We start from the raw sequence: 25,967 nt of genomic DNA, 5'->3' as shown, positions 1-25,967 counted from the left end.
GCGGTCCAATGCTCAGTGTGCGGTTTTCGAGAATACATTCATGATAACGACGCCGGCGACGATCAGGGCCATGCCAATCACCGCCGGGGCATCCAGCTTCTGGCCGAACAGGATCCACCCTGCCAGCGAAATCAGGACGATGCCGACGCCGGACCAGATGGCATACGCAATACCGACCGGAATCGCTTTCAGGGTCATCGACAGGCAATAGAAAGCGATCGCATAGCCGACCACGACGACGATGGAAGGGACCAGCTTCGTGAATCCCTCACTGGACTTCATCGCGGACGTTGCAATGGTTTCCGCCACGATGGCGATGGCGAGGACGGCCCATTTGTTCATGTCGCCTTCTTCGCCTTTTCCCGCGCTACCCAGTACAGCAGCGCGATGATCAAGCCATACGGTATCAGGGTCAGCAGGTTCGCATCCGGACCCGCGAAGAAGGGATTCGAGGCTTCCGCCCACTTGGCCATGCTGCTGTCGAAATCGGTCAGCACGCCGGCGGTGATGGCGATGATGATGCCGGCCAGCGCACCGCCCGCGATGTAGCCCGACGCCAGCAGCGTGCCCGAGCTGCGGTCGCCCGCGGCCTGGCGCTCTTCCGCGTTCATGGCCGCATTCTGAGGCAGCTTGTTGTTGCGGCGGTCGGCCAGCCAGCGCACCATGCCGCCCACCGCGATCGGCAGCGTCGAGATCAGGGGAAGGTAGACGCCCACCGAGAAGGCCAGCGCATGCACGCCCGCCATCTCGAGCACCACCGAGATCATCACGCCGAACAGCACCAGGGTCCAGGGCAGCTCCTGGTCGAGGATGCCCTTGATAATGTAGGACATCAGGACAGCCTTGGGCGCATCGTACTTCTTCACCTCGGTGCCGTCCGGACGGACCTTGTGGGTGCCGTTGATGCCCGGGTCGACCAGGTAGGCCAGCTTGCCGTCGTCCGCCACCAGGTATTTGCCGGCCGGGCCGCCATTGGTGTCGGTCTTCTGCCAGACCTTGTAGGTCTTGCCGTCATCGGCCGCCTGCGGGCCTTGCAGCTGCGCGGTCTCGGTCAGCCTGGAGGCATCGACCGTGAGGCCCGGCGCCACCTGGGCCGCCGGCACGTACACGGTGCCTGCTTCGTTCAGCTTGAGCAGGATCGGGCCGAGGATCAGGGCCGAGGCGAAGGCGCCGCACAGGATCGCATACTGCTGCATGCGCGGGGTCGAACCGACCAGGTAACCGGTCTTCAGGTCTTGCGAGGTGGTGCCGGCATTGCTGGCCGCGATGCAGACGATGGCGCCGACCGACAGCGCGGTGACGTAGTACTGGCCACCGGTCCAGCCCATCAGAAGGAAGATCAGGCAGGTGAACAGCAAGGTGGCCACCGCCATGCCCGAGATCGGGTTCGAGGACGAGCCGACTTCGCCGGTCAGGCGCGAGGACACGGTCGCGAACAGGAAGCCGAACACCAGGATCAGGAGCGCGCCCAGCAGGTTCATGTGCAGCGGGGTCGCCACCGTGATGATGGCGATGATGGCCAGGCAGCCGATCAGCACCCATTTCAGGGGGATGTCACGGTCGGTGCGCAGGGTTTCGCCGCTTGCCTTGGCCGCGGCCGAACCCTTGCCCATTCCCGCCAGGCCGCCGCGCAAGCCGCTCCAGATGGCCGGCATCGAGCGCGCCAGCGCGAACAGGCCGCCGGCGGCCACCGCGCCCGCGCCGATGTAGAGCACATAGGCATTGCGCACGTCGTCCGGGCCCATGTCCTTGATCAGGGTGGTCGCCGGCGCCAGCGGCACCGTCAGCAGCTCGCCGAAGAATTTGATCATCGGGATCAGCAGCAGGTAGGACAGCACCCCGCCCGCCGCCATGGTGAAGGCGATGCGCGGGCCGATGATGTAGCCGACGCCGAGCAGTTCCGGCGAGACTTCGGCGCCGGCCGAGCCGCCCCGGAGCGGGTTGCCGAATTCGAAGTTGACGTAGTCGCGCCAGCCCTTGAAGGACACGCTCAGGGTCTTGTACAGCAGGCCGATGCCGAAGCCGCCGAAGATCAGCATGGCGCGGCGCTTGGCGTCGCGGGCCGCATCCGAACCTTCGATGCGCTCCTCGCCGGCGGCGGCGCGCGAGGTCTCGGTGGCCGCGGCCTTGAGCACTTCGGCGCAGGCCGTGCCTTCCGGGTACTTCAGTTCGCGGTGGGCGTCGACGATCATGGTGCGGCGCATCGGGATCATCATCAGGATGCCCAGCAGGCCGCCCAGCACGCCCACCAGCATCACGCGCGATAGCTCCAGGTCGAAGCCGAGGATCATGATGGCCGGCATGGTCACGCCCAGGCCGAAGGCCAGCGATTCGCCCGCCGAACCGGCGGTCTGGGTGATGCTGTTCTCGAGGATGGTCGATTCGCGCGCGCCGAACTTCTTCGCGGTGTGGAACAGGGTGATGGCGATGACCGCCACCGGGATCGAGGCGCTGACCGTCAGGCCGACCTTCAGCACCAGGTAGAGCGAGGAAGCGCCGAAGATCATGCCCAGCAGCGTGCCCATGATCAGGGCGCGCAGGGTCATCTCGGGCAGCTGCGCGCTGGCGGGTATATACGGCTTGAAGGCAGCGCTGCTGGATTCGGGAGGCGGATCGTAAGGCATGGGATGCATACTTATGTCGGGCTGAAGGCGTGACTATCGCATATGCCGAAATGGAATGAAAGCAGTTTAGGGGGTTAGAATGCGCGGGTACAATGCGTCGAAACGCAGCGTACATACAGCCCGACTTCGAGAGTAACGTAGTGACCAAATCCGCCCAGCAGCCCGCCAGGCGCCCCCGGCGCCTCCGCACGTTCCTGTTCTTCACGCTCGCCGCCTTGGTCGGCGTCGTGGCCGCAGCCGTCATGTACGCCATGACGGCGATCCTGCCGAACGTGCCCAAGCTGGACGCGGTGCTGGACTACCAGCCCAAGATCCCGCTGCGCGTCTACACCGCCGACAATCACCTGATCGGCGAATTCGGCGTCGAGCGGCGCGACTTCGTCACCATCGACAAGATTCCCACCCGGATGAAACAGGCGCTGCTCGCCATCGAGGACGCGCACTTCTACCAGCACAAGGGCATCGACTGGCGCGGCGCGGCGCGCGCGGTGTTCACCAACCTGCGCGAAGGCTTCGGTTCCGGCGGCGCCTCGACCATCACCATGCAGGTGGCGCGCAACTTCTTCCTGTCCAAGGAAAAGGTCTTGTCGCGCAAGATCACCGAAGTGGCGCTGGCCTACCGCATCGAGGATGCGCTGACCAAGGACCAGATCCTCGAGCTGTACATGAACCAGATTTTCCTCGGCAACCGCTCCTACGGCTTTTCCAGCGCCGCGCGCAGCTACTTCGGCAAGTCGCTCGACGAGCTGACCCTGGCCGAAACCGCGATGCTGGCCGGCCTGCCGCAGAACCCTTCACGCCACAACCCGATCGCCAATCCGAAGCGCGCGCAGCAGCGCCAGCACGCGGTGCTCAAGCGGCTGCTTGAACTCGGCCAGATCACCGAGCCCGAATACCGCCAGGCCCTGGACGAGCCCCTGCGCCTCAAGCGCGGCGGCCAGGTCTTCGATACCAAGGCCGACTACGTGGCCGAGCTGGCGCGCCAGGCCGTCTTCGCCCAGTTCGGCGAAGAAGCCTACGAACGCGGCATCGTGGTCACCACCACCATCCTCAAGGCGGAACAGGATGCGGCCTACGAGTCGGTGCGCCGCAACGTGCTCGATTACGACCAGCGCCACGGCTACCGCGGCCCGGAGGCGCGCATCGAGCTGCCCCTGGATCCGGTCGAGCGCGAGGAAGCGATCATCGAGGCCCTGCAGAAGCGCACGCCGAGCGACGGCCTGCTGCCGGCGATGGTCGTCGCGGCCTCGCCGAAGCAGGTGCGGGTCGAGCTGCTCAGCGGCGACGAAGTGACGATCGAGGGCGCGGGCCTGAAGTTCGCCGCCCGCGGCCTGGCCGAGAATGCCAGGGAAGCGCTGCGCATCGCGCCCGGCGCCATCGTGCGCATCACCCGGAAAAAAGCCGACAAGGGCGGCCAGGACGGCTGGTCCATCACCCAGGTGCCGCAGGTGGCCGCCGCCTTCGTCGCCATCGACGCCGAGACCGGCGCCTACCACGCGTTGGTGGGCGGTTTCGACTACAACCTGCAGAAATTCAACCACGTGACCCAGGCCTGGCGCCAGCCCGGTTCCGCGATCAAGCCCTTCGTGTACACCGCGGCGCTCGACAAGGGCTATTCGCCGGGCACCCGCATCCTCGACGAGCCGCTCGAGATGCCGGGCGAGAACGCCGGCGAGACCTGGACGCCCCAGAACGACGACGGCGTGTTCGATGGACCGATCACGCTGCGCTACTCGCTGGCGCATTCCAAGAACGTCCCCACGGTGCGCCTGCAGCGCGCCCTCGGCACCGACTACACCCACGATTTCCTGGGCCGCTTCGGCTTCGACCTGGCGCGCCATCCGAAGAACCTGACGCTGGCGCTGGGCACCGGCGCGGTGACGCCGCTGCAGATGGCCGGCGCCTATGCGGTGTTCGCCAACGGCGGCTACCGGGTCAAGCCCTACCTGATCGCCCAGATCCGCGACGGCAACGGGACCATCCTGCAAGAGAACAAGCCGGCCGCGCCGCAGGACGCCGACCGCGTGCTCGACCCGCGTGCCGCCTTCATCGCCAACAGCATGCTGCGCGACGTGACCCGCTACGGCACCGGCGCGGCCTCGGTGAAGCAGCTGGGACGGACCGACATCGCCGGCAAGACCGGCACCACCAGCGACGCCATCGACGGCTGGTTCGCCGGCTACGGCGGCAAGGTGGTGGCGGTGGCCTGGATGGGCTATGACGAACCGCGTTCGCTCGGCGGGCGCGAATTCGGCGCCACGCTGGCGCTGCCGATCTGGATCGACTACATGCGCGTGGCGCTGGCGAAAGTGCCGCCGCAGGAAGAACAGCTGGAGCCGGAGGGCGTGGTGCGCGAGGACGACGACTGGGTGCTCGAGGAGTTCATGGAAAGGCCCGACCTGCGCGCCATCGATATCGATCCGGGGCTCGACAATCCGCCGGTACAAGTGGACCCGGTCACGGGCGAAGCGGCCGCGCCGGCGCCGACGACTCCCGAGCCTCCGCCTCCACCTCCACCCCCATCCACGATTTTCTGATGCTATGCTGACGTCGTTCCTGTCCAGTGCGGGAACAACGCGGGCCCGCTCCAGGTCTGTTATCGGAGGGTCCGAATTCATTCATCCTGAGGAGAACAGCATGGCCTACGTCGACGGTTTCGTCCTTCCCCTTCCCAAGGCAAACATCGAACGCTACCGCGAGCTCGCGAACCTGTCCGCCACGGTGTGGCGCGAACACGGCGCACTCGAGTACCGCGAATGCATCGCCGACGACGTCAAGCCGGGCCAACTGACCTCGTTTCCGCAGAGCGTCAACCTGAAAGACGACGAGACCGTGGTATTCGCCTGGATCGTCTATGAATCGCGCGCAAAGCGCGACGAGGTCAACGACAAGGTGATGAAGGACCCGCGCCTCGCGCCCATGATGTCGCCCGGCGGCCTGCCCTTCGACGGCAAGCGCATGTTCTGGGGCGGCTTCGAGATGCTCATTGACCGTTGAGCGAACGTTGAGCGGATTTAGTCCCAGGCCTCGATGATCCAGTCGGCCAGCTTGCCGTTGGCCTGGCGTGGCAAGGCGGCGCCGAACGACCAGGCTGCGGGACATTCCGGCGTGGACAGGCGCTCGGCTATCCACGCCGTCAGCTCGGCGCGCAAATCGGCCGTGTCCTTGCCTGCGCGTGGCACCACGAAGGCTTTCAGGCGCTGGCCTTCGTCCGGCCGCATGGGGCGTACCGTCACCTCGCCGACCATCGGGTGCATGCCCAGCACGTCGGCCACGTAGTTGGGAAAGACGTTGATGCCCCCTACCTGCACGGCGTGGTCGACCCTGCCGACGGGCCGGAAGCGGCCTGCTGCGCTCCAGGACAGACGGTCCTGCAGCGGATACACGGCCTTGCTGCCGTCCGGCTGCGTACGGCGCAAGAGCGCGGGATCGCCGCTGGGTTCCCAGTACGGGAACAGCCGGTAATCCTCGTCCGGGCTGTCGCGCCAGCCGACACCGGCGGTCTCCGAGCTGCCGTAGACCTGCACCAGGCGTGCCATGCCGCTTGCGGCGACCGCGCGCGCGACCTCGTCGGGACATGGCGCTGTCGAGCTCACACCCGTCACGCCCCCGGCCAGCGAAGCGGCCACGGGCGCGAACGCGCGCCAGAAATCTGGGAAGCCGACCACCATGTCGCCCGGCGCCAGCTGCCGCGCCACCGCGCCGGGCGTGGCGCCGCGCAGGTCGACGACCGCCTCCGGGCCGAGCCCGAGCGCGCGCGGCAGCAGGACCGTGAACAGGAAACCGTAGATGTGGTGCGACGGCACCAGGCCGACGATGCGCCGGGTTCCGGGAAACAGCGCCGCCAGCACAGCGCTCTCCTGCCACAGGCCGGCCAGCGCATGGGTACAGGTTTTCGGCGCGCCCGAACTGCCGGAAGTGCGGAAACTGATCAAACCGCTGCCCTTGTCCAGCCCGGCGGCCGCGGCGTCGAGCCAGGCGTCCAGCCGCGGATCGGCCAGCGCCCGCTCCTCGCCGATGCAGCCGATCCCCAGCACCTGCTCCATCGCCGTCGCCAGCCCAAGGATTTCGAGCGAATCTGCGCCGAGCTCGGCCATCAGGTCCAGTCCCGGCGGCCACGGCAAGGGACGGCGCAGTATACCCGGCCGCATCAGCGCCAGTTCGCCGGCCAGCAGGTCGGAGACGACGCGCAGCAGGGTCGGCCGGTGTGTCCACCAGCGCGGTTCAGGGGGTGTCAATACGCTCATGTCGGGGCCTCGCGGAGGGAGTGCCGATGGTGCCGACGCCGCCCCATGCTGTCAAGTCCTTAGCGGGCTCCCTCAAAAGTGATGTTTGACAACGCAAACTGTCAAAGAGAGGAACGCACAATTGACAAGGACACTGACGGCATGTCAACATCAATTTCCTCAAATCAATGAGCTCGCTCGCACGGACCATGAATGCACCCACCCTGTCGTTTTCGGCGCCCGACCTGGTCACGCAGCTCGACAACTGCTCGCCGGAACAGCTCGACCAGCTCGACTTCGGCGTGATCGGCTTCGATGCCGATACCAATGTGCAGCGCTACAACGCCTTCGAATCGCAGGCGGCCGGCCTGTCGCCGCAGCGCGTGGTCGGCCAGCCGCTGTTCACCAACGTGGCGCCCTGCCTGAACAACTTCATGGTCGCCCAGCGCTTCGAAGACGCGCTGGACGGCGGCAGCGCGCTGGACGTCACCATCGACTACGTCCTGACGCTGCGCATGCGCCCGGTCAAGGTGGCATTGCGCCTGCTGGCCAGCCCGGCCAGCGCCAACCGCTACGTGCTGGTCCAGCGCCAGCCGCGCTGAGCACGGAACAGGCGGCCAGGTGGACACGACTGAAGTGCACGAACAACTGCGCGCCGAGCACGAGGCGCTGATCCAGTTCCTGTACCTGGCGCCGGTCGGCCTGGTGCAGGCCGACATCGACGGCGGCATCGTCATGATGAACCCGATCTCGGCCCAGCTCCTGATGCCGCTCTCGCGCGACGGCGGCCTCGACAACCTGTTCACGGCGCTCGAGAGCGTCGCGCCCGAGCTGCGCCACCTGTGCGCCGATTACGCCCGGCCGTCCGGCAAGATCTGCGACGGCCTGCACCTGCACCTGAACGCCGGCGGCGTCGGCAAGAAGGTGCCGCAGATCCTTGCGCTCACCCTGCTCAAGCTCGACGCCTCGCGCCTGATGGCGGTCATCGACGACGTCACCCTGCAGGTGCGGCGCGAACGCCAGCTGCGCCAGAACGACGCCTGGCTCAACGCCATCCTGACCGGCATTACCGACTACGCGTTGGCCGGCCTCGACGCACAGGGCGCCATCACCGAGTGGAACCCCAGCATCGGCCGTGTCACCGGCTTCGGCCAGGAGGCGGTGGGCCGGCCCTATTCGATCTTCTATCCGCCCGACGCGATGACGTCCGAGCACCTGCTCGACCGCCTGCGCGACGCCGAGCGCGACGGCTGGAGCCTGGACGAAGGCAGGCGCGTGCGCGCCGACGGCAGCGGCTTCTGGGGCAGCGCCCTGATCGCTCCTCTACCGGAGCGCGAGCCGCCCGGCGGCGCGGAGCCGGACGGCCCGGCTTACTGCCTGATCCTGCGCGACATCACCGACAAGCGCGAAGCCAGCGAGCGGCGCCGCCGCGAAACCTTCGGCGACTACCTGACCGGCCTGGCGAACCGCCGCGCCTTCTTCGAGGCGGCCGAACAGGAGCTCAGCCGCAGCAAGGCGCTGCCGCGCCCGACCGCCGTGATCGCGCTCGACGCCGACCACTTCAAAGCGATCAACGACGGCCACGGCCACCCGGGCGGCGACGCGGTGCTGCAGCAGCTCGCCGCGATCCTGGGCGAGACCTTCCGCGAGGTCGACGTGGTGGCGCGCATCGGCGGCGAGGAGTTCGCCGTGCTGCTGCCGTCCACCGACCTGGCGCGTGCGGCGGTGGTGGCCGAGCGCCTGCGCGCCGCGGTCGCGGCCCAGGTCGTGCACTTCGACGGCGCCCGGATCCGCTACACCGTCAGCGCCGGTGTCGCCAGCCTGGACGACGGCGACGGCGGCATCGACCTGCTGCTCAAGCGCGCCGACCAGGCCCTGTATGCCGCCAAGCGCGCCGGGCGCAACCGGGTGGAACGCTGGCGCCCCGAACTGGGGTCGAGTCCCGTCCACCAACCCGAACAAGATGAAGGTATGAGCGATGCTGCCTGACCCGAGCGACGCCTACGAAGCCTTGATGCAGTTCCTGTACCGCGCGCCGATCGGCCTGGCCCAGATCGCGCCGGACGGCACGGTCGACATGCTCAACCCGATGGCATCGAACCTGCTGATGCCGCTCGCGCGCAACACCGGCCTGGACAACCTGTATGAGGTGCTGGCTCCGGTCGCGCCCCAGCTGTCGACACTCGCGGCCGGGTTCGGCGATCCCTCGGGCGTCATCTGCGAAGGGCTGCGCGTGCCCCTGCCCCTCGAGCTGACGTCGGGCAGCCCGCAGGTGCTGGCGATCAGCCTGATGAAGCTCGACGGCGAACGCCTGATGGCGGTGGTAACCGACGCCACCCAGGAAGTCCAGCGCGAGCAGGAAACCCTGCTGCGCCGCCTGCGCAATGCCGCGCGTACCGACGCGCTGACGCGCATGCCGAACCGCGAAGCCGTGCGCGAACATTTGCAGCACCTGGTCGCCCGGCCGCTGGCAAGTGGCGAGTTTGCTGTGCTGTTTATGAACTGCGACCGCTTCCGCCGCATCAACGACACCCTCGGCCAGGCCGCCGGCGACGAGCTGCTGGTGCAGATCGCCGACCGCATCCGCGGCGCACTGCGCCCGCCGAGCGACCACATCGATGCTTCCAGCGGTTCCGGCCAACTGGCGGCGCGCGTGGGCGGCGACGAATTCGTCGTGCTGCTGGACGGGATGCGCTCGCGCGAGGACGCCGAGCGCGTCGCCGGCCGCATCCTGGATGCGCTGGCGCGTCCCTACCGCGTGCATGGCCAGGAAGTCGTGTGCGGCACCAGCCTGGGCCTGGCATGGGGCGCCGACGGCGCCGAGGGCGGCGCGCGCGATGCCGACGAAATCCTGCGCGATGCCGGCATCGCGATGGTCGAAGCCAAGCGCGCCGGCGGTGCGCGCCACCTGGTGTTCGAAGCCTCCATGCGCGAACGTGCGGCACGCCGCGCCGGCATCGAGGCCGAACTGCGCCAGGCCCTGGCGGAAGAACAGCTGTTCGTGGTCTACCAGCCGGTGGTCGGTCTGCTGGCGGACGGCGGCACCGACCATGCGGCCGGCGTCGAGGCCCTGGTGCGCTGGCGCCATCCGGTGCGCGGCGTCGTGCCGCCGATCGAGTTCATCACCGTCGCCGAAGAATGCGGACTGATCGGCGCAGTGGGCGACTTCGTGCTCGAGCGCTCCTGCCGCGACTTCATGGACTGGCGCGCGCGCCTGGGCGGGGCGGCGCCGCGCCTGATCGCGGTGAACCTGTCGCGCGCCCAACTCGGCCAGCCGGGCTGGATCGACAGCGTGCGCCGCGTCCTGCAGGTCAGCGGCATACCGCCCGAGCAGCTCCAGCTCGAAGTCACCGAGAGCCTGGCGGCCCAGGACCAGGCGATCCAGCAGCGCCTGCACGAGCTCAAGGCGCTCGGCATCCAGCTGGCACTCGACGATTTCGGCACCGGCTACTCGTCGCTCTCGAGCCTGCACCTGCTGCCGGTGGACACGGTCAAGGTCGACCGCTCCTTCGTGAGCCAGGCCGATACCAGCCACCACCACCGCGTGCTGATCGAAGCGACGGTGAAGGTGGCCCAGAGCCTGGGCATGAAGACCGTGGCCGAAGGCATCGAGACCCAGTCCCAGGCGGACGTCGTGCGCGCGCTGTGCTGCGCCAAGGGCCAGGGCTACTTCTACAGCCGCCCGCTGCCGTCCGACGCGCTGCTCGCATGGCTGGCCGGCCACGAGGAAATGGCGGCCTGAGCGCTGAACTGATCGGTTTGTGCGGCCGGTCCTGCGTGATCTGCCGCCCTGTTCCTATTTCAGGCGCGCCGGCGCCCTCGCATGTTTGGCGGACCCATCCATCAAGCACCGCCACCGGCATGGGCGGCAGCAATAACGGCGTCGTGCGCGACAGCACCACGGGCAATCGCGTCCCGTCCTCGGCCGGCCAGGCCCGCACCGCTGTGTCGAACACCACCAACGCGAACACCGGCCGCTGAGTCCGGGGCGGCACCGCACAATACGTACGTTCGGTCCTACAGCGACTGACGCCCTGTTCCTATTTCACGCACACCAAGCACCTCGCATGATGATCTGACCCATCCACGTTGAGGAGAAAACAAATGAACAAGATGCAAACCGCCCTGCTGGGTGGCATCATGGCCCTGGCATTGACCGCCTGCAAAACCACCGGCACGGACACCACTTCGGGCTCGTCGATGGGCTCGGGCGCCACCGGCACCAGCAGCCCGTCGGGCCAGAGCGGTACCAATACCGGAACCACCAACGATACCGGCACCGGCACCTCGGCGACGCCGACCACCACGACGCCGCCGGTCACCAACTCGTCGACCTCGGGTACCGGCCGCTGAGCGGCAACCACCGGACCGGCGCGCGCTCTCCCGCGCCTGTCCGCGGTCTTCCGGCCGGATGCTCCCGGTCCCGCAGCCCGGCTGCGGCCGTCTTGCGGCCGTACGGCCGGGCTGCCGCTCGTCCCTACGGCTGCCCCCGCATCTTCCCGATATGAAAAACTGGCTCGCACGCCTGTTTGGCGGACCGCCCCGCCCGGACACCAGGGAATCGCCGGCACAGTTCGCTCCAGCGCCCGCCGGCGTTGTAAATCCACCACCGGCCCTCGATCTCGACCTCGCTTTTTTTCGCTGGCTGGCGGGCGGCAGCACCCACGTAGGCGATGCACCGGAACAATTGATTCTCAACGAATTGGCACGCCTGGCGCGCCAGCCGGAGGCCGCGGCCGAGCTGGTGCCGCGCGTGCCCGCCGTCATTCCGCAACTGCTGCGCAGCCTGCGCGATGAAGCCTTGCCGGGCGCCGAACTGGCGCGCCAGGTGTCCCAGGACGTCACCCTGGTCGCCGAAGTCATCCGCGAAGTCAACAGCCCGTACTACCGCCCCGCGTCCCGGATCGTCAACATCGAAGGCGCGCTCATGCTGCTGGGCCAGAACGGCCTGCGGATGCTGCTGGCGCGTGTCGCCTTTCGCCCGGTGATCGGGGCCCAGGCCGGACGGATGGCGCGCCAGGCGGCGCCCCAGCTCTGGAGCCAGTCCGAGAACTGCGCCCTCGCCGCCGCGCTGGCCGCGCCCGCCCTCGGCGCCGATCCCTTCGAGGCCTACCTCGCGGGATTGATGCAGAATGTCGGGCTGATCGTCGCGTTCCGCCTGATCGACCAGGTGGCGGGGACGGCGCCGCTGCCGCAGTCCGATGCCTTTGCCCATGCCTTGCTGGACAGCGCGCGCACGCTGTCGGCCCGGATCGCCCTGCTGTGGGAGCTGCCGCCGGCGGTGAGCCAGGCGATCCTGCAGGCCGGCCACGCAGATGCAGCGGCGCTGGCGCTGGCGCTGCACGAAGGGGATCAGCTGGCCAAGCTGCGGGTGCTGGATGCTGCCGGCATGGAGGGAACGAAGCAGCTGGCGGCGACGCTGTCCGGGGCGCAGTCACGCATCTTCCACAAACTGCGTGCGGACGATCAGTAAGCGTCGATCGCCGCGCGCCAGTCACGCAGACCCGATCAATCCACGGAACACGCCGGCCGCGTAGAACATGCTCGCATCCTTGATGGCACAGCGGCATGAAATGCATGGCCGGCAGACAGGCCGCGGCATCGAAAGGGCCGTCCGGTGCCACGTCGACGTAACCCTCCAGCCCGCCGCCCGGGGCGTCCTGCCCCGGCAAGCGCCCGACCATTCGTCTATAATGGTCCGCCACTGTTGCGAACGTCACTGCGCGCTCAATGCCCTTCGATCTCAAGAAAAATCTTCCCAAGCCCGGAACCCGTTTTGCCCTGCCGGCGCTGCACGGCTCGGGCGACGCCTATGCGCTCGCCAGCGCCGCGCTGGCACTCAAGGACAAGCAGCAGATGCTCACCGTCCTCGTGGCCAATGCCAGCGACGGCCAGCGCCTGCTCGACGAGATTCCCTGGTTCGCGGACGGCAAACTGTCTTGCCACCTGCTGCCGGACTGGGAAACCCTGCCCTACGACGCCTTCTCGCCGCACCAGGACCTGGTCTCGGAACGCCTCGCCACCCTGCACGAGATCCGCAACGGCCAGTGCGACGTGCTGCTGGTGCCGGCCACCACCGCGCTGGTGCGGCTGGCCCCGCCGTCCTTCCTGGCAGCCTACACCTTCTTCTTCCGCCAGGGCGAACGCCTGGATGAAGCGAAGCTCAAGGCCCAGCTGACCCTGGCCGGCTACACCCACGTTTCGCAGGTGATGTCGCCGGGCGAATACTCGGTGCGCGGCGGCCTGATCGACCTGTTCCCGATGGGCTCGGTCCTGCCCTACCGCCTCGACCTGTTCGGCGACGAGATCGAATCGATCCGCACCTTCGATGCCGACACCCAGCGCTCGTTGTATCCGGTGAAGGAAGTACGCCTGCTGCCGGGGCGCGAATTCCCGATGGACGAAGCCGCGCGCACCGCCTTCCGCGGCCGCTGGCGCGAGCGCTTCGAGGGCGATCCTTCGCGCTCGCCGGTTTACAAGGATATCGGCAGCGGCATCGCCTCGGCCGGCATCGAGTACTACCTGCCGCTGTTCTTCGACGAGACCGCGACCCTGTTCGACTACCTGCCGCCCGATGCCACGCTGGCCCTGGTGGGCGACATCGAGGCCGCGATCCAGCGCTTCTGGCTCGATACCGAGTCGCGCTACAAATTCCTCAAGAGCGACCGCGAACGCCCGATCCTCGAGCCGCGCGAGCTGTTCCTGGGCGCCGAGCAGTTTTTCACCTGCGCCAAGCCGCACGGCCGCTGGACCATCGCGCGCGATCCCGCGGCGCCGGCCTCGGAGCTGTCCGCACCGCTGCCCGACGTTTCGGTCAACCGCCGCCTGGACGATCCGCTGACGAACCTGCGCGCCTACCTGCTGCGCACCGACACCCGGGTAATGATCGCCGCCGATTCGGCCGGCCGCCGCGAGACCCTGCAGCAGTACTTCCACGAGTACGGGCTGGAGCTGGCTCCGGTCGAGGGCTTCGAGGGCTTCCGCGCCACCGGCGCGAAGCTGGCGCTCGGCGTCGCGCCGCTGCAAGCCGGCTTCGAGCTGACCGAGGAAGCCGCCGGCCGGCTGGTCTTCATCACCGAGACCGAGCTGTACGCCGGTTCGGGCCGCCGCGCCGGCAAGAAGAAGCAGGAAGCGACCAGCCAGGTCGAGTCGATGGTGCGCGACCTGTCCGAGCTGAAGATCGGCGACCCGGTGGTCCACATCAACCACGGCATCGGCCGCTACATGGGCCTGATGAGCATGGACCTGGGCGAAGGCGAGACCGAGTTCCTGCACCTGGAATATGCCAAGGAGACCAAGCTGTACGTGCCGGTCTCGCAGCTGCACGTGATTTCGCGCTACTCGGGCACCTCGCCCGAGGACGCACCGCTGCACAGCCTCGGCTCGGGCCAGTGGGACAAGGCCAAGCGCAAGGCCGCCGAGCAGGTGCGCGACACCGCCGCCGAGCTGCTCAACCTGTATGCGCGGCGCGCCGCGCGCCAGGGCCACGCCTTCGAGTATTCGAGCATCGACTACGAGAACTTCGCCGGCAGCTTCGGCTTCGACGAGACGCCGGACCAGGCCGAGGCCATCCACAACGTCATCAAGGACATGACCTCGGGCCGTCCGATGGACCGCCTGGTGTGCGGCGACGTCGGCTTCGGCAAGACCGAGGTGGCGCTGCGCGCGGCCTTCATCGCCGTCATGGGCGGCATGCAGGTCGCCATCCTGGCGCCGACCACCCTGCTGGCCGAGCAGCACGCCCAGACCTTCGCCGACCGCTTCGCCGACTGGCCGGTCAAGATCGCCGAGCTGTCGCGCTTCCGCACCGGCAAGGAGATCAACAATGCGATCAAGGGCATGGCCGACGGCACTCTCGACATCGTGATCGGCACGCATAAACTGCTGTCGCCGGACGTGAAGTTCACCCGCCTCGGCCTGGTCATCATCGACGAGGAACACCGCTTCGGGGTGCGCCAGAAAGAAGCGCTGAAGGCCCTGCGCGCCGAAGTCGACGTACTGACCCTGACCGCGACCCCGATCCCGCGTACCCTCGGCATGGCGCTCGAGGGCCTGCGCGACTTCTCGATCATCGCCACCGCGCCGCAGAAGCGCCTGGCCATCAAGACCTTTGTGCGCAGCGAAGACGGCTCGGTGATCCGAGAAGCCTGCCTGCGCGAACTGAAGCGCGGCGGCCAGATCTACTTCCTGCACAACGAGGTCGAGACCATCGAGAACCGCCGCGCCACGCTCTCGGCGCTGCTGCCGGAGGCGCGCATCGGCGTGGCCCATGGCCAGATGCACGAGCGCGACCTGGAAAAGGTGATGCGCGACTTCGTGGCGCAGCGCTTCAACATCCTGCTGTGCACGACCATCATCGAGACCGGCATCGACGTGCCGACCGCGAACACCATCATCATGCACCGCGCCGACCGCTTCGGCCTGGCCCAGCTGCACCAGCTGCGTGGCCGCGTCGGACGTTCGCACCACCAGGCCTATGCCTACCTGCTGGTAAGCGACGTGAGCGGCCTGACCAAGCAGGCGCAACGCCGCCTGGACGCGATCCAGGCGATGGAAGAACTGGGCAGCGGCTTCTACCTCGCGATGCACGACCTCGAGATCCGCGGCGCCGGCGAAGTATTGGGCGAGAGCCAGTCGGGCGAGATGCTCGAAGTCGGCTTCCAGCTGTACTCGGACATGCTGAACGAGGCGGTGCGCTCGCTCAAGGCGGGCAAGGAGCCCGACCTGGCGGCGCCGCTGTCGAGCACCACCGAGATCAACCTGCACGTGCCGGCCCTGCTGCCTTCGGACTACTGCGGCGACGTGCACGAGCGCCTGTCGATCTACAAGCGCCTGGCCAATTGCGACAGCCAGGACAAGATCGACGGCATGCAGGAAGAGCTGATCGACCGCTTCGGCAAGATGCCGGAACAGGTCCAGGCGCTGATCGAGACCCATCGCCTGCGGATTGCCGCCAAGGCGGTCGGCATCGTCAAGATCGACGCCCACGGCGAAGCGGCCAACCTGCAGTTCATGGAAAAGCCGCCGATCGACCCGATCAAGATCATCACCCTGATCCAGAAGAACCGCCACATCAAGCTCGCCGGCCAGGACAAGCTGCGCATCAGCGCCAGCATGCCCGATCTCGCCGCCCGCGTGACGCAGGTAAAACAGACCATCAAACAGTTGCTAGCCTAATCCCATGACCATGAACCTGGTGCTCCAGGGGCCGCAGGCCTCTTCCGACACGCTCGACCGACTGGCTGCAATCGCCGCCCCGGCGCGCGTGACCCGCCTCGGCGACAACGCAGTCCGGTGCGAGGATGTGGCCTTCTCCGCCGAACTGAAACAGCGCATCGACGCGGCTGCCTTCGAAGCCCAGGTCGATGCCTGCTTCATCGAAGCCGGCCGCAGCTTGCGCGACTTCGGCCTGGTGGCGATGGACATGGACTCGACCCTGATCACCATCGAGTGCATCGACGAGATCGCGGACATGCAGGGGCTCAAGCCCCAGGTGGCCGAGATCACCGAGGCGGCCATGCGCGGCGAACTCGATTTCGCCGCCAGCCTGGCGCGCCGCGTGGCCCTGCTCGAAGGCCTCGACGCCGGCGCCCTGCAGCGCGTCTACGACGAGCGCCTGCGCATCTCGATGGGCGGCGAAGCGATGCTGGAGGCGGTGCGGGCGGCCGGGCTGAAGACCCTGCTGGTATCGGGCGGTTTCACCTTCTTCACGGAGCGCCTGCAGCAGCGCCTGTCGCTCGACGTCACCCATGCCAACGTGCTGGAAGTGGCGGACGGCAAGCTGACCGGCCGTGTGCTCGGCGGCATCGTCGATGCGGAAGAAAAGATGCGCACCGTGCAGCGCGTGTGCGCGCAATACGGACTCGACCCGCGCCAGGCCATCGTCATGGGCGACGGTGCCAACGACCTCAGGATGATGGGCATCGCCGGCCTGTCGGTAGCCTTCCGCGCCAAGCCCGTCGTGCGCGCCCAGGCATCCGTGGCACTGAATTTCTCGGGCCTGGATGGCCTCCTGACAATCTTGCAGAAATAATTCTCATGGACGCGTGAACCCTCGCCGTTTGCATTAGTTTCCTGCGAATAGATAGTTCTGCGCCCAAGTACGAGCCAGCGCAAAGGCTGTGACGCGCGCGCTTGGGTGAGCGACGCTGCTGGTCTATGTTGGTGATGCGGCCGCGCCGCGGCTGCACCTCGTTCGACAGGAACACGCCATGTCTATCCCGGCTTCCCGCGCGTCGTATCTTTCTCGTTCCGGCCCCCGTCGCGGCCGCCGGCAATTCCTGCTCGGTGTATCCGCGCTGGCCGGATCGCTCGTCATGGCCCCGCCTTTCGCCCAGGCGCAATCATGGCGTCCGGGCTGGTGTGCGACCTGGGGCTGTGCGCCCGCTGGGCCGCCGCCGTCGGCCGGCACCATGAGTTTCACGGCGCAAACGCTGCGCATGATCGTGCGCGCCAGCATCGGCGGCAACCGGGTACGGGTGCGGCTGTCGAACGAGATGGGCAGCGCGCCGCTGACGATCGGCGCGGCGCAGATCGGCCTGCGCAATGCCGGCCAGGCCGTGGTGGCCGGGTCCAACCATGCCCTGACTTTCAGCGGCCGGACCTCGGTCACCATACAGCCGGGCTCGCCCATGGTGTCCGATCCCGTCGAGCTGCAGATCGCGCCCTTTGCCGACGTGGCGGTCAGCCTGTATTTCCCGGGTACCGTGTACGCCACCTCGATCCACCGCGATTCCTGGCAGACCAACTACGTGTCCACTGCAGGGAATTTCACGGCCAATACCGGCTTCACTGTCTCGCGCTCGATCGCCTCCTGGCCTTTCCTCACCGAGCTCGACGTCGACGGCGGCGCGCGCTGCGTGGTCGCCATCGGCGATTCGATCACGGACGGCCAGGGCAGCACCGGCAACCAGAACCGGCGCTGGCCCGACTATCTTGCGCGCCGCCTGCAGGCGGAACTCGGTGCGGCGGGCCGGATCGGCGTGGTCAACCGCGGCATTGCCGGCAACCGCCTGCTGCTGGACGACCCGAACGCCTTGCTGGCCGGCCGCGACGTGCTGGAACGCTTCGACCGCGACGTGCTCGCGACGCCCGGTGTCAGCGCCGTCATCGCGGCGATCGGGATCAACGACATCGTGTACGCTTCGGGGACGGCGCTGAGCGAGATGCGCGACGACCTGATTGCCGGCTACCGCCAGCTGATCGCGCGCGCGCACGCACGCGGCATCGGGGCGATGGGGGCGACCCTGCCGCCAATGGCCGGCTTCGTCTACTACACGGCGGCGCGCGAGGCGGTGCGCCAGCAGGTCAACAGCTGGCTGCGCACGGCGAACGAATTCGACACGCTGATCGACTGGGACATGGTGCTGCGCGATCCGGCCGCGCCGACACGCCTGCGCAGCGCGTACAACAGCCGTGACTGGCTGCACCCGAACGATGCCGGCTGCCAGGCCTTGGCCGCCGCCGTGCCGCTCGGCGAACTCACGGCCATGCTGGCGTGATGCGAGTGTAACAAGCTGTAAAGCCGCGCGGCAAGACGACCGGGTTTTCTTATTATGGGAAAATCAGGAGGACCGCCATGAAGAAACTCATCATCGTCAGCGCATCGCTGGCCGTATTGGCCGGCTGCGCCGCGCCCGGCCCGAACCCCTACGCCAGCCAGGCTTATTCCCGCTCGGGCGACCCGAGCCAGTGGCACGTGGTATCGGTGACGCCGGTGCCGCTCGGCACGGGCGCGCGCGCCGCCGCTGCCGGCCAGACGGGCACGAGCACGACCTACAGCAGCACGCCGGTGATCGTCCAGCAGCAGCCCGTGTATGTGCAGCAGGCACCGGTGTATGTGCCGCAGCCCGTGTACGTGCCGGAACCGGTGTACCAGCCGCGCTACTACTACCCGCCGATCTCGATCGGGCTCGGTTTCGACTTCGGCCGTGGCTGGGGACGCCATCGCGGCTGGGGTGGCCATATCGGGACGCGTTTCCCGTATCACTGGCGCCGCTAAGCGAACGCTCGGACGACCAGGGCCGGCAGGAATGCCGGCCCTTTTTTTGGATCAAGCCTCGTGGTGGTGTTTTTCGTACTCGTCCGCCTCGGCCTTGGTGGCGTGGACGATGCCGTCCGGGTGCTCCGGCGGGGTGTACAGCGTGTACAGGCGCATCGGCTCGGTCTGCGAGGTATTGATGACGTTGTGCTCGGTGCCGGCCGGGATCACTACCGCCACGCCGTCTTCCAGCGCATGCTTCTCGCCGTCCAGGATCGCCACGCCCTCGCCCGCTTCGACGCGGATGAACTGGTCGTGGCCCTCATGGTGTTCCATGCCGATTTCCTCGCCCGGCTGCAAGGTCATGATGACCAGCTGGCTGCGTTTCGTGGTGTACAACACTTCGCGGAAGTTGTTTCCGTTGAGGGTACGCTCTTCGATGTTGATGCTATAGCCCGACATTGTTCTTCTCCTGAAAACGAAACTTGCGGCGCTTGCCGCTTCGTCCACATTGTATAAGAGCCAAGCAAAACGCGTACGGCGCAGGCTTGCCTATTGGCGCTGTCACCATTGCCTATGGATGACTCCGATCGCGATGCGCAGCAATTGTTCAACAGAAGAAATCCGTCCGCCGTCGAGTGCCCAGCGCCAGCCCAGGTAATTCGGTAAATAGCGCGAGGCCACGCCGTGGAAACGGGCCAGCCATTCGCGCAAGCGCTGGTGATAGGCATTGACGTTCTGGACATGGATGGCGCCGGCGCTGCCGCGCCGGACCCGCTCGCCCGCGTTCAGGTTCACTGCCTCGTGGGCGACGCCATGTTTGCGGGAGAAAGCACGGTAGGCGGCGTTCGCATCACTGACCAGCAGCACGTGCCTGTCGAGCTTGGGCAAGAGGTGGTGCTCCAGCTGGGCCACCGTCAGGGCACCGCGGCCGGCGAGTGCGTCGATGGTTTGACCGCTGCGGTCACGCGCAACGAGGATGCAGTCGAGTTCGCGTGAGATCCCGCGCCTGCTGGCCCGGCCACCTCTCTTGCGCGGCGGCCGCTCCAGTTTGCGCGCGCCTTTCTGGGACTCCAGCATGAACATTTCGTCGGCCTCGACGATGCCGTTCAGGCACCGCGGCCGGTCGTGCCTGACCCGATCCAGGAAGCGGTGACGCCAGCGAAAGGCGGTATTGCGGTGCACCTCCACCTGCTTGGCCGCCGCACGGATCGGTTTCGAATCGAGTATGGCAACCAGGTAGTCAAGCCATTTGTCACGCAGCCGCAGCCGTGCCAGCGGCGTGCCGCTCAGGTCGTTGAAGGTGCGCCTGCATTCGCGGCAACGGTAGCGCTGCAAGCCGTTGGCCTGTCCATGCCGATAATAGCGTTCGCATGCGCAGCGCGGACATTGGCGTTTAGCCGCGCCAATCTGCCCGATCAGGGCGATTACCTGGTCGAGCCCGGCGGCAGGATGCAGGGCTGCAAGCGTTTGCAGTCGTTGTGGCCCGTTCAGGGCGGGCAGCTGTGCAAACCATTTTGTGAAGCTGGGCGCTTTCATGGCCGGTTCCTGTCGATGCGGACAGAACTTGGACCATGCGAGAGCTCAGCAGTTCAATCCTCATCTATAGCTAGTGGTGACAGCGCCTGCCTATTACGTCACAGGTAATTGCCGCGATGCGCGGCCGGGAAGACACTGCACGCACTGACAGCCATCCCGGCAGTCGCATGAAAGGAGAATGCCATGAGCTCGATTTATCCAAGCCGTTTCCTCCGGGTCGCATTGATCGCCGATGCGCTGGCCTGCGCCGCACTTGTCGTGTTGCAGTTGAGCCTGCCTGATCTGCTCGCCAGCCACCTGCAGTTGCCCTCCATGTTACTGACGGGGAGCGGCGTATTTCTCGCGGCGTACGTGGGCCTGCTGATCGTGCTCGCCAACAGCAAGTCGGTCAGGAAAGCGATGGTCGGGCTTGTCGTTATTGGCAATGTCGGGTGGGCCGTCGGCTGCCTGGCGCTTGCCTCGCTCCCCGGACCGAACCGGCTGGGTATCGCCTACCTGGTAGCGCAAGCCGTCTTCGTACTCGTCATCGCGCGGGTCGAATGGCTAGGGCTGAAGCGATCGCCACTTGCAGCGCAGGCGCGTGCCGCGCTGGCCTGAGGCACTTACCTACATAAATCTTCAGACAGGAGAACACCATGAGTGCATTCGCGGTCGGCCACCTGACCAGGGTGGAAATGGGCCCAGCCATCGTCGCCTACCTGAAAGGAATCGATGCGACCCTGGCCCCGTTCGGCGGGAAATTCCGGGTGCATGGCGATCCCGTCGAGCTGCTGGAAGGAGAATTCCGCGGCGACCTGATCGTTATCGAATTTCCCGACATCGAGGCGGCGCGGCAGTGGTACGCATCGCCCGCGTACCAGGCAATCCTGCCGCTGCGGACCGGCCACGCCAGTGGAGCGATATTCCTGGTTGCTGGTGTGCCCGACGACCATGTGGCCACCGACATTCTTACAGGCTGAAGCGTCCGTTGACAAGCCCGTGACCGCAAGCGCTCCTATTCATCCCTGAGCAACTGCTCCACCCGGCGCGGATAGTGGTTGAGGAAATCCCGGGTGGTCGCGTAATGCTCGGTGTCTTCGTAGGCGATCGGTGAAATGCCGCTGTCGTCGAAACAGAGGATGCGCGCGTTTGGATACGCCAGCAGGATCGGCGAATGGGTGGCGATGATGAACTGGGAATCGTCCTTCACCAGCCCATCGATGATGCGCAAGGCGGCAAGCTGGCGGTTCGGCGACAGCGCGGCCTCGGGTTCGTCGAGCAGGTAGAGTCCGCCTTCGCGGAAATTCAGCAGCAGCTCGGCGAAGGCTTCCCCGTGGGAGCGCCGGTGCAGACCGGCGCCATTGCGGGTACTCCCGTTCACCTCGTCCATGTAGCTGAACACATTGAACATGCTTTCGGCGCGCAGGAAGTAGGCGTGTTGCGCCTGCCGGTATCCCTTGCTCAGCCTCAGGTGCCGGTGAAGGGGTGAAACCTCTTGCTGGGGACGGTGGACGCTGCGTGGCCCACCCTCGGCTGGCAGCCCCAGCGCTACCGCAATGGCTTCCAGTACGGTCGATTTCCCGGCGCCGTTCTCGCCGACGAAGAAAGTGACCTTGGGGTCGAAGTCCAGCACGCCCATGTCCCGCACTGCAGGAATGGTGAACGGATAGGTATCGAGATCCACGTCTGCGTGCGGATCGATCGACACCGAGCGCAAGTAAGGTTTTATACCGAGCATCGTGGCCCTCTCATGGCGTAAGGAATGACGTCGCAGCTGCAGCAGCCTTTCCCATGGGGTAGGGAAAGACCTACAAGAATACAAGTCCTCTTGAATTGTGCAGCGCAGCATCCTGACTTATTGTAGGCGCATCTGCTCACGCATCAGGGAGAAATTATGCTCGAGAAATCGAATGACAGCCATGAAGTCCAACTCGGGGCAGCGCTTGCTGAAGAGGATATGCTCACCAGCGATCGATTGGTCTTCCTTCATGAACTACCCTCCGTTCCGGTGTATGCGGAAAGTTTGCCGACTGGGCTGATCGAGGACGAGATCTGACCCCTACTAGCGCCGCGCCATCGCTCTTCATTGGCTGTCAACCGTGCGCAGGTGCCGCGCATACCCGCTTCATACTGTTCGCTCCCGATTGCTCGCAGAGGATTAGCCATGTCAACAGTCAACCTGGATGAACTCGAAGGGGCGGCCATGATGGTCGAGGATGGCGGCGGTACGGTCACGGCCATGGTGTCGCGCGAGACCGGCATGATCCACCTCCTGAACGACGAGTACACGGACGAGGAGGCGCCCATGCCGACGACAAGCGGCAGTAACGAAGCCTACGTTCCTGTGCCGTCCGCGGGTACGCTCGGCATCGGAGACGGACTTGTTCTTCGCTTCGCCGCCACCTACCTGGCCGAGGACCAGGACACGGTGCGCGACCTGCTCCGCGACCGGAACACCGAAGGCTTCGCCCGCCTGCTGGAAGAGCGTGGCGCAGCTGAAGATTGGGAACGATTTCACGAAGAAGTCACGCGGACCGCGCTGCAGCGCTGGTGCGAAGAGAACGGCTTACAACTGGCCGGCTAGCCTCCCGCCCTAGCCGAACAGGTCGTGGGCATCGAGCAGCGCATAGGCGATCTCCGGCCGTTCGCTCAGGCAGCGGCGTACTGCCGCCGGCACCGATTGGCGCGCCTTCTTGCACAGGCCCGGCTTTTCTTCCAGCACGACGATGATCCCACGCACCGTGCGCACCTCGTTCGGTCCCGGCTCGATGCGCAGCTCGGTGCCCAGGTTTTTCCGGATCAGGGCCTGCACGTGCTTCAGGTCTTCGTAACTCTCGACGCGCTCGATACGCTCGACCAGCTTCTGTTCCTGCTGGCGGGTCAGCGCGAGCGGACGGTGGTCGGCCTGCGGGTCGGCCATGACGCGCTCGCGCTCGCACACGCAGGCGCCGGGTGGGCACTCTACGCGGACAGGAAAGGGAAACGGCGAAACGGGTTCAGTCACGCTGTCATTGGATGGCGTCAGGGGTCGGCGGCAATTCTACCTCAGTCGACGCCACCGCCACGCCCTCCAGCAGTCCCCGCATGCGCGCGTGGTGCGAGCCCTTCCAGTACACCCGGCCACAGGCATCACAGGTGGTGAATATATCGTGGGTCTCGGCCACGCGCGGCGGCAGGCGCGCCAGCACCTCGTCCTTGGCAACGGGACGCAGCGGCAGGTTACAGTGCAGGCACAGCGTGAACGGACGCATGCCCCCGCCCAGGCGCAGGCGCGCGAACAGTTCGCGCAGCTGTTCCGGCGGGTCGATCGCATGCAGGTAGCAGCCGAGTTCCACGGTCCGGCGCTTGAGCAGCTCGCGGTCGCGCGTGAGCAGCACCCGGCCCTCCTCGCGCGCGATCGCTTCGATCTCGTCGTCGTGGTAGTGGTTGTCGTAGAGGGTGTCGTAGCCGGCCATGCGCAGCAGCCGGGCCAGGCCACCCAGGTGGGCGTCGGCGACGAAGCGCAGCCGCCCTTCCGGCCAGGCCCGCAGTGGCCGCGCCAGGTCAGGCGCGAGTTGTCCGAACGCCGGATAGACCGCCACCCGGTCGCCCTCGTGCAGCAGCTGCTCGAAGCCGGCCGGCTCGCCGTTGACCAGGATGAGCTCAGCCTCGGTGTGCGGCACGCCGAGCGCCTCGATCATGTGCTTGACGGTGGCCTCGCGCGCACAGGGCGTGTCGAATTCACGGCCGCGCCGCTCGCGCGGCAGGAAGTCGCCCAGGCTGTCATAGAAGCGGAAGCTGGCGTTCACCATGGCGGCGGCAGGATCGCGGTCTCGTCCAACGCCGCTCCATGCAGCAGCTGCAGCGCGTTCGGCACGGCTTCGAAAGCCGCCGTGTTATCGAAGATGCACCAGCAGCTGCGCCCGGCGGCGGTCTGGCGCGCCAGTTCGCGCCGCACCGACTCGACGTACTCGGCCGAATAGCGCGAGTAATAGATGCGCGGGCTGCCGTGCAGGCGCACGTACACGGTGTCGCCGCTGGTCGGCACGTGCGGGCCGGGCTGGCCGGCCGCCGGGTCGGCGATCACGCGCGCGACGCCGCTCTCCGTCAGCAGCGCGGTCGCAGCCTCGGAGAACCAGCTCGGATGGCGGGCTTCGAAAGCCACCGCACAGCCGAGCAGCTCCTGCAACTGGTGGAAGAAGGTGCGCGCCGGCTCGTCGACGAAGCCGAATTTCGGCGGCAGCTGGACCAGCAGGCAGCCCAGCTTGTTGCCGAGCTGGCCGGCTTCGGCGGCAAAGCGCTCCAGCAGCGCCCCGGCATCCTCCAGGCGGGCCTCGTGCGTGATCGTGCGTGGCACCTTGACCGCGAAGCGGAAATCCTCCGGCACGCAGGCCGCCCACTTGGCGTAGGTATCGGGCTTGTGCGGGCGGTAGAAGGACGTGTTGATCTCCACCGCCGGGAACACGGCGGCGTAGCGCTCGAGGTGGCTGCCCTCGACGGGAAAGTGGGCGGCGTCGGCCTTCGGCAGGCTCCAGCCCGCGCAGCCGACCAGCAGGCGGCCGGGTGATGTCGGTTGATCGGTCATGGTCTGGCAAAAATGGCAATGGCCCGATTCTACGGAATGCCGGAGTGCGGCGGCGCATGCCAGCGGATGCAGGATGATGGGCTTACAATAATCGCCACGTTGAACGGAGGAGAAAGCGATGAATGCGTCGATCAATGCGCCCATCCATATCGTCTGCCCGCAATGCGATGCGGTGAACCGGCTGGCCGCCGAGCGCCTGCGCGATGCGCCGGCGTGCGGCAAGTGCAGCCAGGCGCTGTTTAATGGCCGTCCGCTCGACGTCGACAGCGCACGCTTCACGAAACACGTCACCCGCAACGACATCCCGGTGCTGGTCGATTTCTGGGCCGAGTGGTGCGGACCCTGCAAGATGATGGCGCCCCATTACGCGCAGGCGGCGCAGCGGCTCGAGCCGGCGCTGCGCCTGCTGAAGGTGGACACCGAGCGCAGCCAGGACCTGTCGGCCCGGTTCGCGATCCGCAGCATCCCGACGATCGCCCTGTTCCGCGGAGGCCGCGAAGTAGCACGCCAGGCCGGCGCCATGGATGCCGGCCGGCTGGTCGCCTGGGTCGAATCGCAGCTGCGCTGATCTTGAAGAAAGGCGTTATCGCCCTCATGTTGGCAAAACAGCAGCACTCGCTGCTACAATGCGTCGCATACGGGGCGTTCCCGGTTTCCCACAGAGGAGAAAGCTGATGTCGCAAGACCTGGTAATGGATCGCGGAACCGAGGACGCCAAGCAGTTCGCGCGCATCCTGTATGTCGCACACGCCCTGACTTTCCTGTTCTCGGCCGGCCTGCTGTCGATCCTGGTACTGATCGTCAACTACGTCAAGCGCCCCGAGACCCAGGGCACCATCGTGTATTCGCACCACAGCTGGATGATCCGTTCGTTCTGGTGGTACCTGGTCTGGTCGGTCGTCGCCTGGGTGATGGCAGCCACCATCATCGGCATCCCGATCGCCGTCGTCGTGTGGGGCGCGGCCTGGTTGTGGGCCGCCTACCGCATCATCCGCGGCTTCGTCGACCTGAACAGCAACCGGTCGATGCCGGGCTGAGTGTCAATGAGCCGGCAC

The 25,967-nt window shown here is 66.8% G+C and carries 26 protein-coding genes; 17 read left to right on the top strand and 9 right to left on the bottom strand.

What is annotated here, in order from left to right; translation table 11 throughout:
• Positions 1-12 precede the first annotated feature (12 nt).
• Together AC56LK_RS16510 and AC56LK_RS16505 are read right to left on the bottom strand one after the other, a co-directional pair.
• A complete protein-coding gene (locus tag AC56LK_RS16510; RefSeq protein ID WP_497185579.1) occupies positions 13-342 on the bottom strand; it encodes an SMR family transporter in 330 nt (109 codons plus the stop codon).
• The gene (locus AC56LK_RS16505; protein ID WP_497185578.1) at positions 339-2,633 is read right to left on the bottom strand and encodes an OPT family oligopeptide transporter; all 2,295 of its coding nucleotides are present in this window, start codon (positions 2,631-2,633) and stop codon (positions 339-341) included. The genes AC56LK_RS16510 and AC56LK_RS16505 overlap by 4 nt, the downstream gene beginning before the upstream one ends.
• A gap of 131 nt (positions 2,634-2,764) precedes the next feature.
• Here AC56LK_RS16505 and AC56LK_RS16500 point away from each other — a divergent pair, with 131 nt between their 5' ends.
• Together AC56LK_RS16500 and AC56LK_RS16495 are read left to right on the top strand one after the other, a co-directional pair.
• A complete protein-coding gene (locus tag AC56LK_RS16500) occupies positions 2,765-5,161 on the top strand; it encodes a penicillin-binding protein 1A (protein ID WP_497185577.1) in 2,397 nt (798 codons plus the stop codon).
• Positions 5,162-5,261: 100 nt separating this feature from the next.
• The gene (locus AC56LK_RS16495; protein ID WP_497185576.1) at positions 5,262-5,621 is read left to right on the top strand and encodes a DUF1428 domain-containing protein; all 360 of its coding nucleotides are present in this window, start codon (positions 5,262-5,264) and stop codon (positions 5,619-5,621) included.
• A 17-nt stretch (positions 5,622-5,638) separates the two neighbouring features.
• Here AC56LK_RS16495 and AC56LK_RS16490 read toward each other — a convergent pair whose 3' ends face one another.
• Positions 5,639-6,871 (bottom strand): AMP-binding enzyme, encoded by a 1,233-nt coding sequence (locus AC56LK_RS16490; RefSeq protein ID WP_497185575.1) that lies wholly within the window; start codon positions 6,869-6,871, stop codon positions 5,639-5,641.
• Between the two features lie 188 nt (positions 6,872-7,059).
• Here AC56LK_RS16490 and AC56LK_RS16485 point away from each other — a divergent pair, with 188 nt between their 5' ends.
• The 9 genes from AC56LK_RS16485 to AC56LK_RS16445 all read left to right on the top strand — a co-directional run bounded on the left by AC56LK_RS16485 (position 7,060) and on the right by AC56LK_RS16445 (position 18,851).
• Entirely contained in the window at positions 7,060-7,452 is a 393-nt protein-coding gene (locus AC56LK_RS16485; RefSeq protein WP_497185574.1) for a PAS domain-containing protein, read from the top strand.
• Positions 7,453-7,471: 19 nt separating this feature from the next.
• Positions 7,472-8,839, top strand: a complete 1,368-nt coding sequence (locus tag AC56LK_RS16480) for a GGDEF domain-containing protein (RefSeq protein ID WP_497185573.1) — start codon at positions 7,472-7,474, stop codon at positions 8,837-8,839.
• Entirely contained in the window at positions 8,829-10,592 is a 1,764-nt protein-coding gene (locus AC56LK_RS16475) for a putative bifunctional diguanylate cyclase/phosphodiesterase (RefSeq protein WP_497185572.1), read from the top strand. The genes AC56LK_RS16480 and AC56LK_RS16475 overlap by 11 nt, the downstream gene beginning before the upstream one ends.
• 362 nt (positions 10,593-10,954) lie before the next feature.
• On the top strand, positions 10,955-11,203 hold the full coding sequence (locus tag AC56LK_RS16470) for a hypothetical protein (protein ID WP_497185571.1): 249 nt from the start codon (positions 10,955-10,957) through the stop codon (positions 11,201-11,203).
• Positions 11,204-11,354: 151 nt separating this feature from the next.
• Positions 11,355-12,323: an HDOD domain-containing protein gene (locus AC56LK_RS16465; protein WP_497185570.1), complete on the top strand. Its 969-nt coding sequence runs from the start codon at positions 11,355-11,357 to the stop codon at positions 12,321-12,323.
• Between the two features lie 257 nt (positions 12,324-12,580).
• Positions 12,581-16,027 carry a transcription-repair coupling factor gene (mfd, locus tag AC56LK_RS16460; RefSeq protein WP_497185569.1) on the top strand — a complete coding sequence of 1,149 codons (3,447 nt, stop codon included), beginning with the start codon at positions 12,581-12,583 and terminating at the stop codon, positions 16,025-16,027.
• A gap of 4 nt (positions 16,028-16,031) precedes the next feature.
• Positions 16,032-16,883 (top strand): phosphoserine phosphatase SerB, encoded by an 852-nt coding sequence (serB, locus tag AC56LK_RS16455; protein ID WP_497185568.1) that lies wholly within the window; start codon positions 16,032-16,034, stop codon positions 16,881-16,883.
• Between the two features lie 283 nt (positions 16,884-17,166).
• Positions 17,167-18,351, top strand: coding sequence for an SGNH/GDSL hydrolase family protein (locus tag AC56LK_RS16450; RefSeq protein WP_497185567.1), 1,185 nt, complete (start codon positions 17,167-17,169; stop codon positions 18,349-18,351).
• A 77-nt stretch (positions 18,352-18,428) separates the two neighbouring features.
• Positions 18,429-18,851: a hypothetical protein gene (locus AC56LK_RS16445; RefSeq protein WP_497185566.1), complete on the top strand. Its 423-nt coding sequence runs from the start codon at positions 18,429-18,431 to the stop codon at positions 18,849-18,851.
• A gap of 51 nt (positions 18,852-18,902) precedes the next feature.
• Here AC56LK_RS16445 and AC56LK_RS16440 read toward each other — a convergent pair whose 3' ends face one another.
• Both AC56LK_RS16440 and AC56LK_RS16435 read right to left on the bottom strand, forming a co-directional pair.
• Positions 18,903-19,292 carry a cupin domain-containing protein gene (locus tag AC56LK_RS16440; protein WP_497185565.1) on the bottom strand — a complete coding sequence of 130 codons (390 nt, stop codon included), beginning with the start codon at positions 19,290-19,292 and terminating at the stop codon, positions 18,903-18,905.
• A gap of 102 nt (positions 19,293-19,394) precedes the next feature.
• On the bottom strand, positions 19,395-20,369 hold the full coding sequence (locus AC56LK_RS16435; RefSeq protein WP_497185564.1) for an IS1595 family transposase: 975 nt from the start codon (positions 20,367-20,369) through the stop codon (positions 19,395-19,397).
• Positions 20,370-20,552: 183 nt separating this feature from the next.
• Between AC56LK_RS16435 and AC56LK_RS16430 the strand changes: the two genes are divergently transcribed.
• Both AC56LK_RS16430 and AC56LK_RS16425 read left to right on the top strand, forming a co-directional pair.
• On the top strand, positions 20,553-20,966 hold the full coding sequence (locus tag AC56LK_RS16430; RefSeq protein WP_497185563.1) for a hypothetical protein: 414 nt from the start codon (positions 20,553-20,555) through the stop codon (positions 20,964-20,966).
• 38 nt (positions 20,967-21,004) lie between these two features.
• Complete coding sequence (locus AC56LK_RS16425) at positions 21,005-21,328, top strand: DUF1330 domain-containing protein (protein WP_497185562.1); 324 nt, start codon at positions 21,005-21,007, stop codon at positions 21,326-21,328.
• A gap of 35 nt (positions 21,329-21,363) precedes the next feature.
• On the opposite strand, the gene AC56LK_RS16420 is transcribed toward AC56LK_RS16425, so the two are convergent.
• Positions 21,364-22,086: an AAA family ATPase gene (locus AC56LK_RS16420; RefSeq protein WP_497185561.1), complete on the bottom strand. Its 723-nt coding sequence runs from the start codon at positions 22,084-22,086 to the stop codon at positions 21,364-21,366.
• Between the two features lie 156 nt (positions 22,087-22,242).
• Here AC56LK_RS16420 and AC56LK_RS16415 point away from each other — a divergent pair, with 156 nt between their 5' ends.
• Positions 22,243-22,404 (top strand): hypothetical protein, encoded by a 162-nt coding sequence (locus AC56LK_RS16415; protein WP_497185560.1) that lies wholly within the window; start codon positions 22,243-22,245, stop codon positions 22,402-22,404.
• Between the two features lie 108 nt (positions 22,405-22,512).
• A complete protein-coding gene (locus tag AC56LK_RS16410) occupies positions 22,513-22,932 on the top strand; it encodes a hypothetical protein (protein WP_497185559.1) in 420 nt (139 codons plus the stop codon).
• Between the two features lie 9 nt (positions 22,933-22,941).
• On the opposite strand, the gene AC56LK_RS16405 is transcribed toward AC56LK_RS16410, so the two are convergent.
• Genes AC56LK_RS16405 through AC56LK_RS16395 form a run of 3 tightly spaced genes read right to left on the bottom strand, consistent with a single transcriptional unit; the run spans position 22,942 to position 24,912 of the window.
• Positions 22,942-23,352, bottom strand: coding sequence for a hypothetical protein (locus tag AC56LK_RS16405; protein WP_497185558.1), 411 nt, complete (start codon positions 23,350-23,352; stop codon positions 22,942-22,944).
• A gap of 4 nt (positions 23,353-23,356) precedes the next feature.
• Positions 23,357-24,139: a Mut7-C RNAse domain-containing protein gene (locus tag AC56LK_RS16400; RefSeq protein ID WP_497185557.1), complete on the bottom strand. Its 783-nt coding sequence runs from the start codon at positions 24,137-24,139 to the stop codon at positions 23,357-23,359.
• Positions 24,133-24,912, bottom strand: coding sequence for a DUF72 domain-containing protein (locus tag AC56LK_RS16395; RefSeq protein ID WP_497185556.1), 780 nt, complete (start codon positions 24,910-24,912; stop codon positions 24,133-24,135). The genes AC56LK_RS16400 and AC56LK_RS16395 overlap by 7 nt, the downstream gene beginning before the upstream one ends.
• A 118-nt stretch (positions 24,913-25,030) precedes the next feature.
• Between AC56LK_RS16395 and trxC the strand changes: the two genes are divergently transcribed.
• A complete protein-coding gene (trxC, locus tag AC56LK_RS16390; RefSeq protein WP_497185555.1) occupies positions 25,031-25,480 on the top strand; it encodes a thioredoxin TrxC in 450 nt (149 codons plus the stop codon).
• Between the two features lie 106 nt (positions 25,481-25,586).
• A complete protein-coding gene (locus AC56LK_RS16385; RefSeq protein WP_497185554.1) occupies positions 25,587-25,949 on the top strand; it encodes a DUF4870 family protein in 363 nt (120 codons plus the stop codon).
• Positions 25,950-25,967: the final 18 nt, after the last annotated feature.

This window comes from Telluria sp. ZB4P36 (genome assembly GCF_059685865.1).
The sequence above is the reverse complement of the archived record's forward strand: the minus strand, read 5'-3'. Positions and strand labels throughout refer to the sequence as shown.

Bases quoted from the DNA above. Each gene is read 5' to 3' on its own strand.
- AC56LK_RS16425 (WP_497185562.1), top strand. From the start codon at position 21,005: ATGAGTGCATTCGCGGTCGGCCACCTGACCAGGGTGGAAATGGGCCCA.
- AC56LK_RS16420 (WP_497185561.1), bottom strand. From the start codon at position 22,086: ATGCTCGGTATAAAACCTTACTTGCGCTCGGTGTCGATCGATCCGCAC.
- AC56LK_RS16395 (WP_497185556.1), bottom strand. From the start codon at position 24,912: ATGACCGATCAACCGACATCACCCGGCCGCCTGCTGGTCGGCTGCGCG.
- AC56LK_RS16490 (WP_497185575.1), bottom strand. From the start codon at position 6,871: ATGAGCGTATTGACACCCCCTGAACCGCGCTGGTGGACACACCGGCCG.
- mfd (WP_497185569.1), top strand. From the start codon at position 12,581: ATGCCCTTCGATCTCAAGAAAAATCTTCCCAAGCCCGGAACCCGTTTT.
- AC56LK_RS16440 (WP_497185565.1), bottom strand. From the start codon at position 19,292: ATGTCGGGCTATAGCATCAACATCGAAGAGCGTACCCTCAACGGAAAC.
- AC56LK_RS16445 (WP_497185566.1), top strand. From the start codon at position 18,429: ATGAAGAAACTCATCATCGTCAGCGCATCGCTGGCCGTATTGGCCGGC.
- AC56LK_RS16485 (WP_497185574.1), top strand. From the start codon at position 7,060: ATGAATGCACCCACCCTGTCGTTTTCGGCGCCCGACCTGGTCACGCAG.
- AC56LK_RS16505 (WP_497185578.1), bottom strand. From the start codon at position 2,633: ATGCATCCCATGCCTTACGATCCGCCTCCCGAATCCAGCAGCGCTGCC.
- AC56LK_RS16470 (WP_497185571.1), top strand. From the start codon at position 10,955: ATGAACAAGATGCAAACCGCCCTGCTGGGTGGCATCATGGCCCTGGCA.
- AC56LK_RS16410 (WP_497185559.1), top strand. From the start codon at position 22,513: ATGTCAACAGTCAACCTGGATGAACTCGAAGGGGCGGCCATGATGGTC.
- trxC (WP_497185555.1), top strand. From the start codon at position 25,031: ATGAATGCGTCGATCAATGCGCCCATCCATATCGTCTGCCCGCAATGC.
- AC56LK_RS16450 (WP_497185567.1), top strand. From the start codon at position 17,167: ATGGCCCCGCCTTTCGCCCAGGCGCAATCATGGCGTCCGGGCTGGTGT.
- AC56LK_RS16465 (WP_497185570.1), top strand. From the start codon at position 11,355: ATGAAAAACTGGCTCGCACGCCTGTTTGGCGGACCGCCCCGCCCGGAC.
- AC56LK_RS16385 (WP_497185554.1), top strand. From the start codon at position 25,587: ATGTCGCAAGACCTGGTAATGGATCGCGGAACCGAGGACGCCAAGCAG.
- AC56LK_RS16510 (WP_497185579.1), bottom strand. From the start codon at position 342: ATGAACAAATGGGCCGTCCTCGCCATCGCCATCGTGGCGGAAACCATT.
- AC56LK_RS16430 (WP_497185563.1), top strand. From the start codon at position 20,553: ATGAGCTCGATTTATCCAAGCCGTTTCCTCCGGGTCGCATTGATCGCC.
- serB (WP_497185568.1), top strand. From the start codon at position 16,032: ATGACCATGAACCTGGTGCTCCAGGGGCCGCAGGCCTCTTCCGACACG.
- AC56LK_RS16435 (WP_497185564.1), bottom strand. From the start codon at position 20,369: ATGAAAGCGCCCAGCTTCACAAAATGGTTTGCACAGCTGCCCGCCCTG.
- AC56LK_RS16415 (WP_497185560.1), top strand. From the start codon at position 22,243: ATGCTCGAGAAATCGAATGACAGCCATGAAGTCCAACTCGGGGCAGCG.
- AC56LK_RS16475 (WP_497185572.1), top strand. From the start codon at position 8,829: ATGCTGCCTGACCCGAGCGACGCCTACGAAGCCTTGATGCAGTTCCTG.
- AC56LK_RS16400 (WP_497185557.1), bottom strand. From the start codon at position 24,139: ATGGTGAACGCCAGCTTCCGCTTCTATGACAGCCTGGGCGACTTCCTG.
- AC56LK_RS16495 (WP_497185576.1), top strand. From the start codon at position 5,262: ATGGCCTACGTCGACGGTTTCGTCCTTCCCCTTCCCAAGGCAAACATC.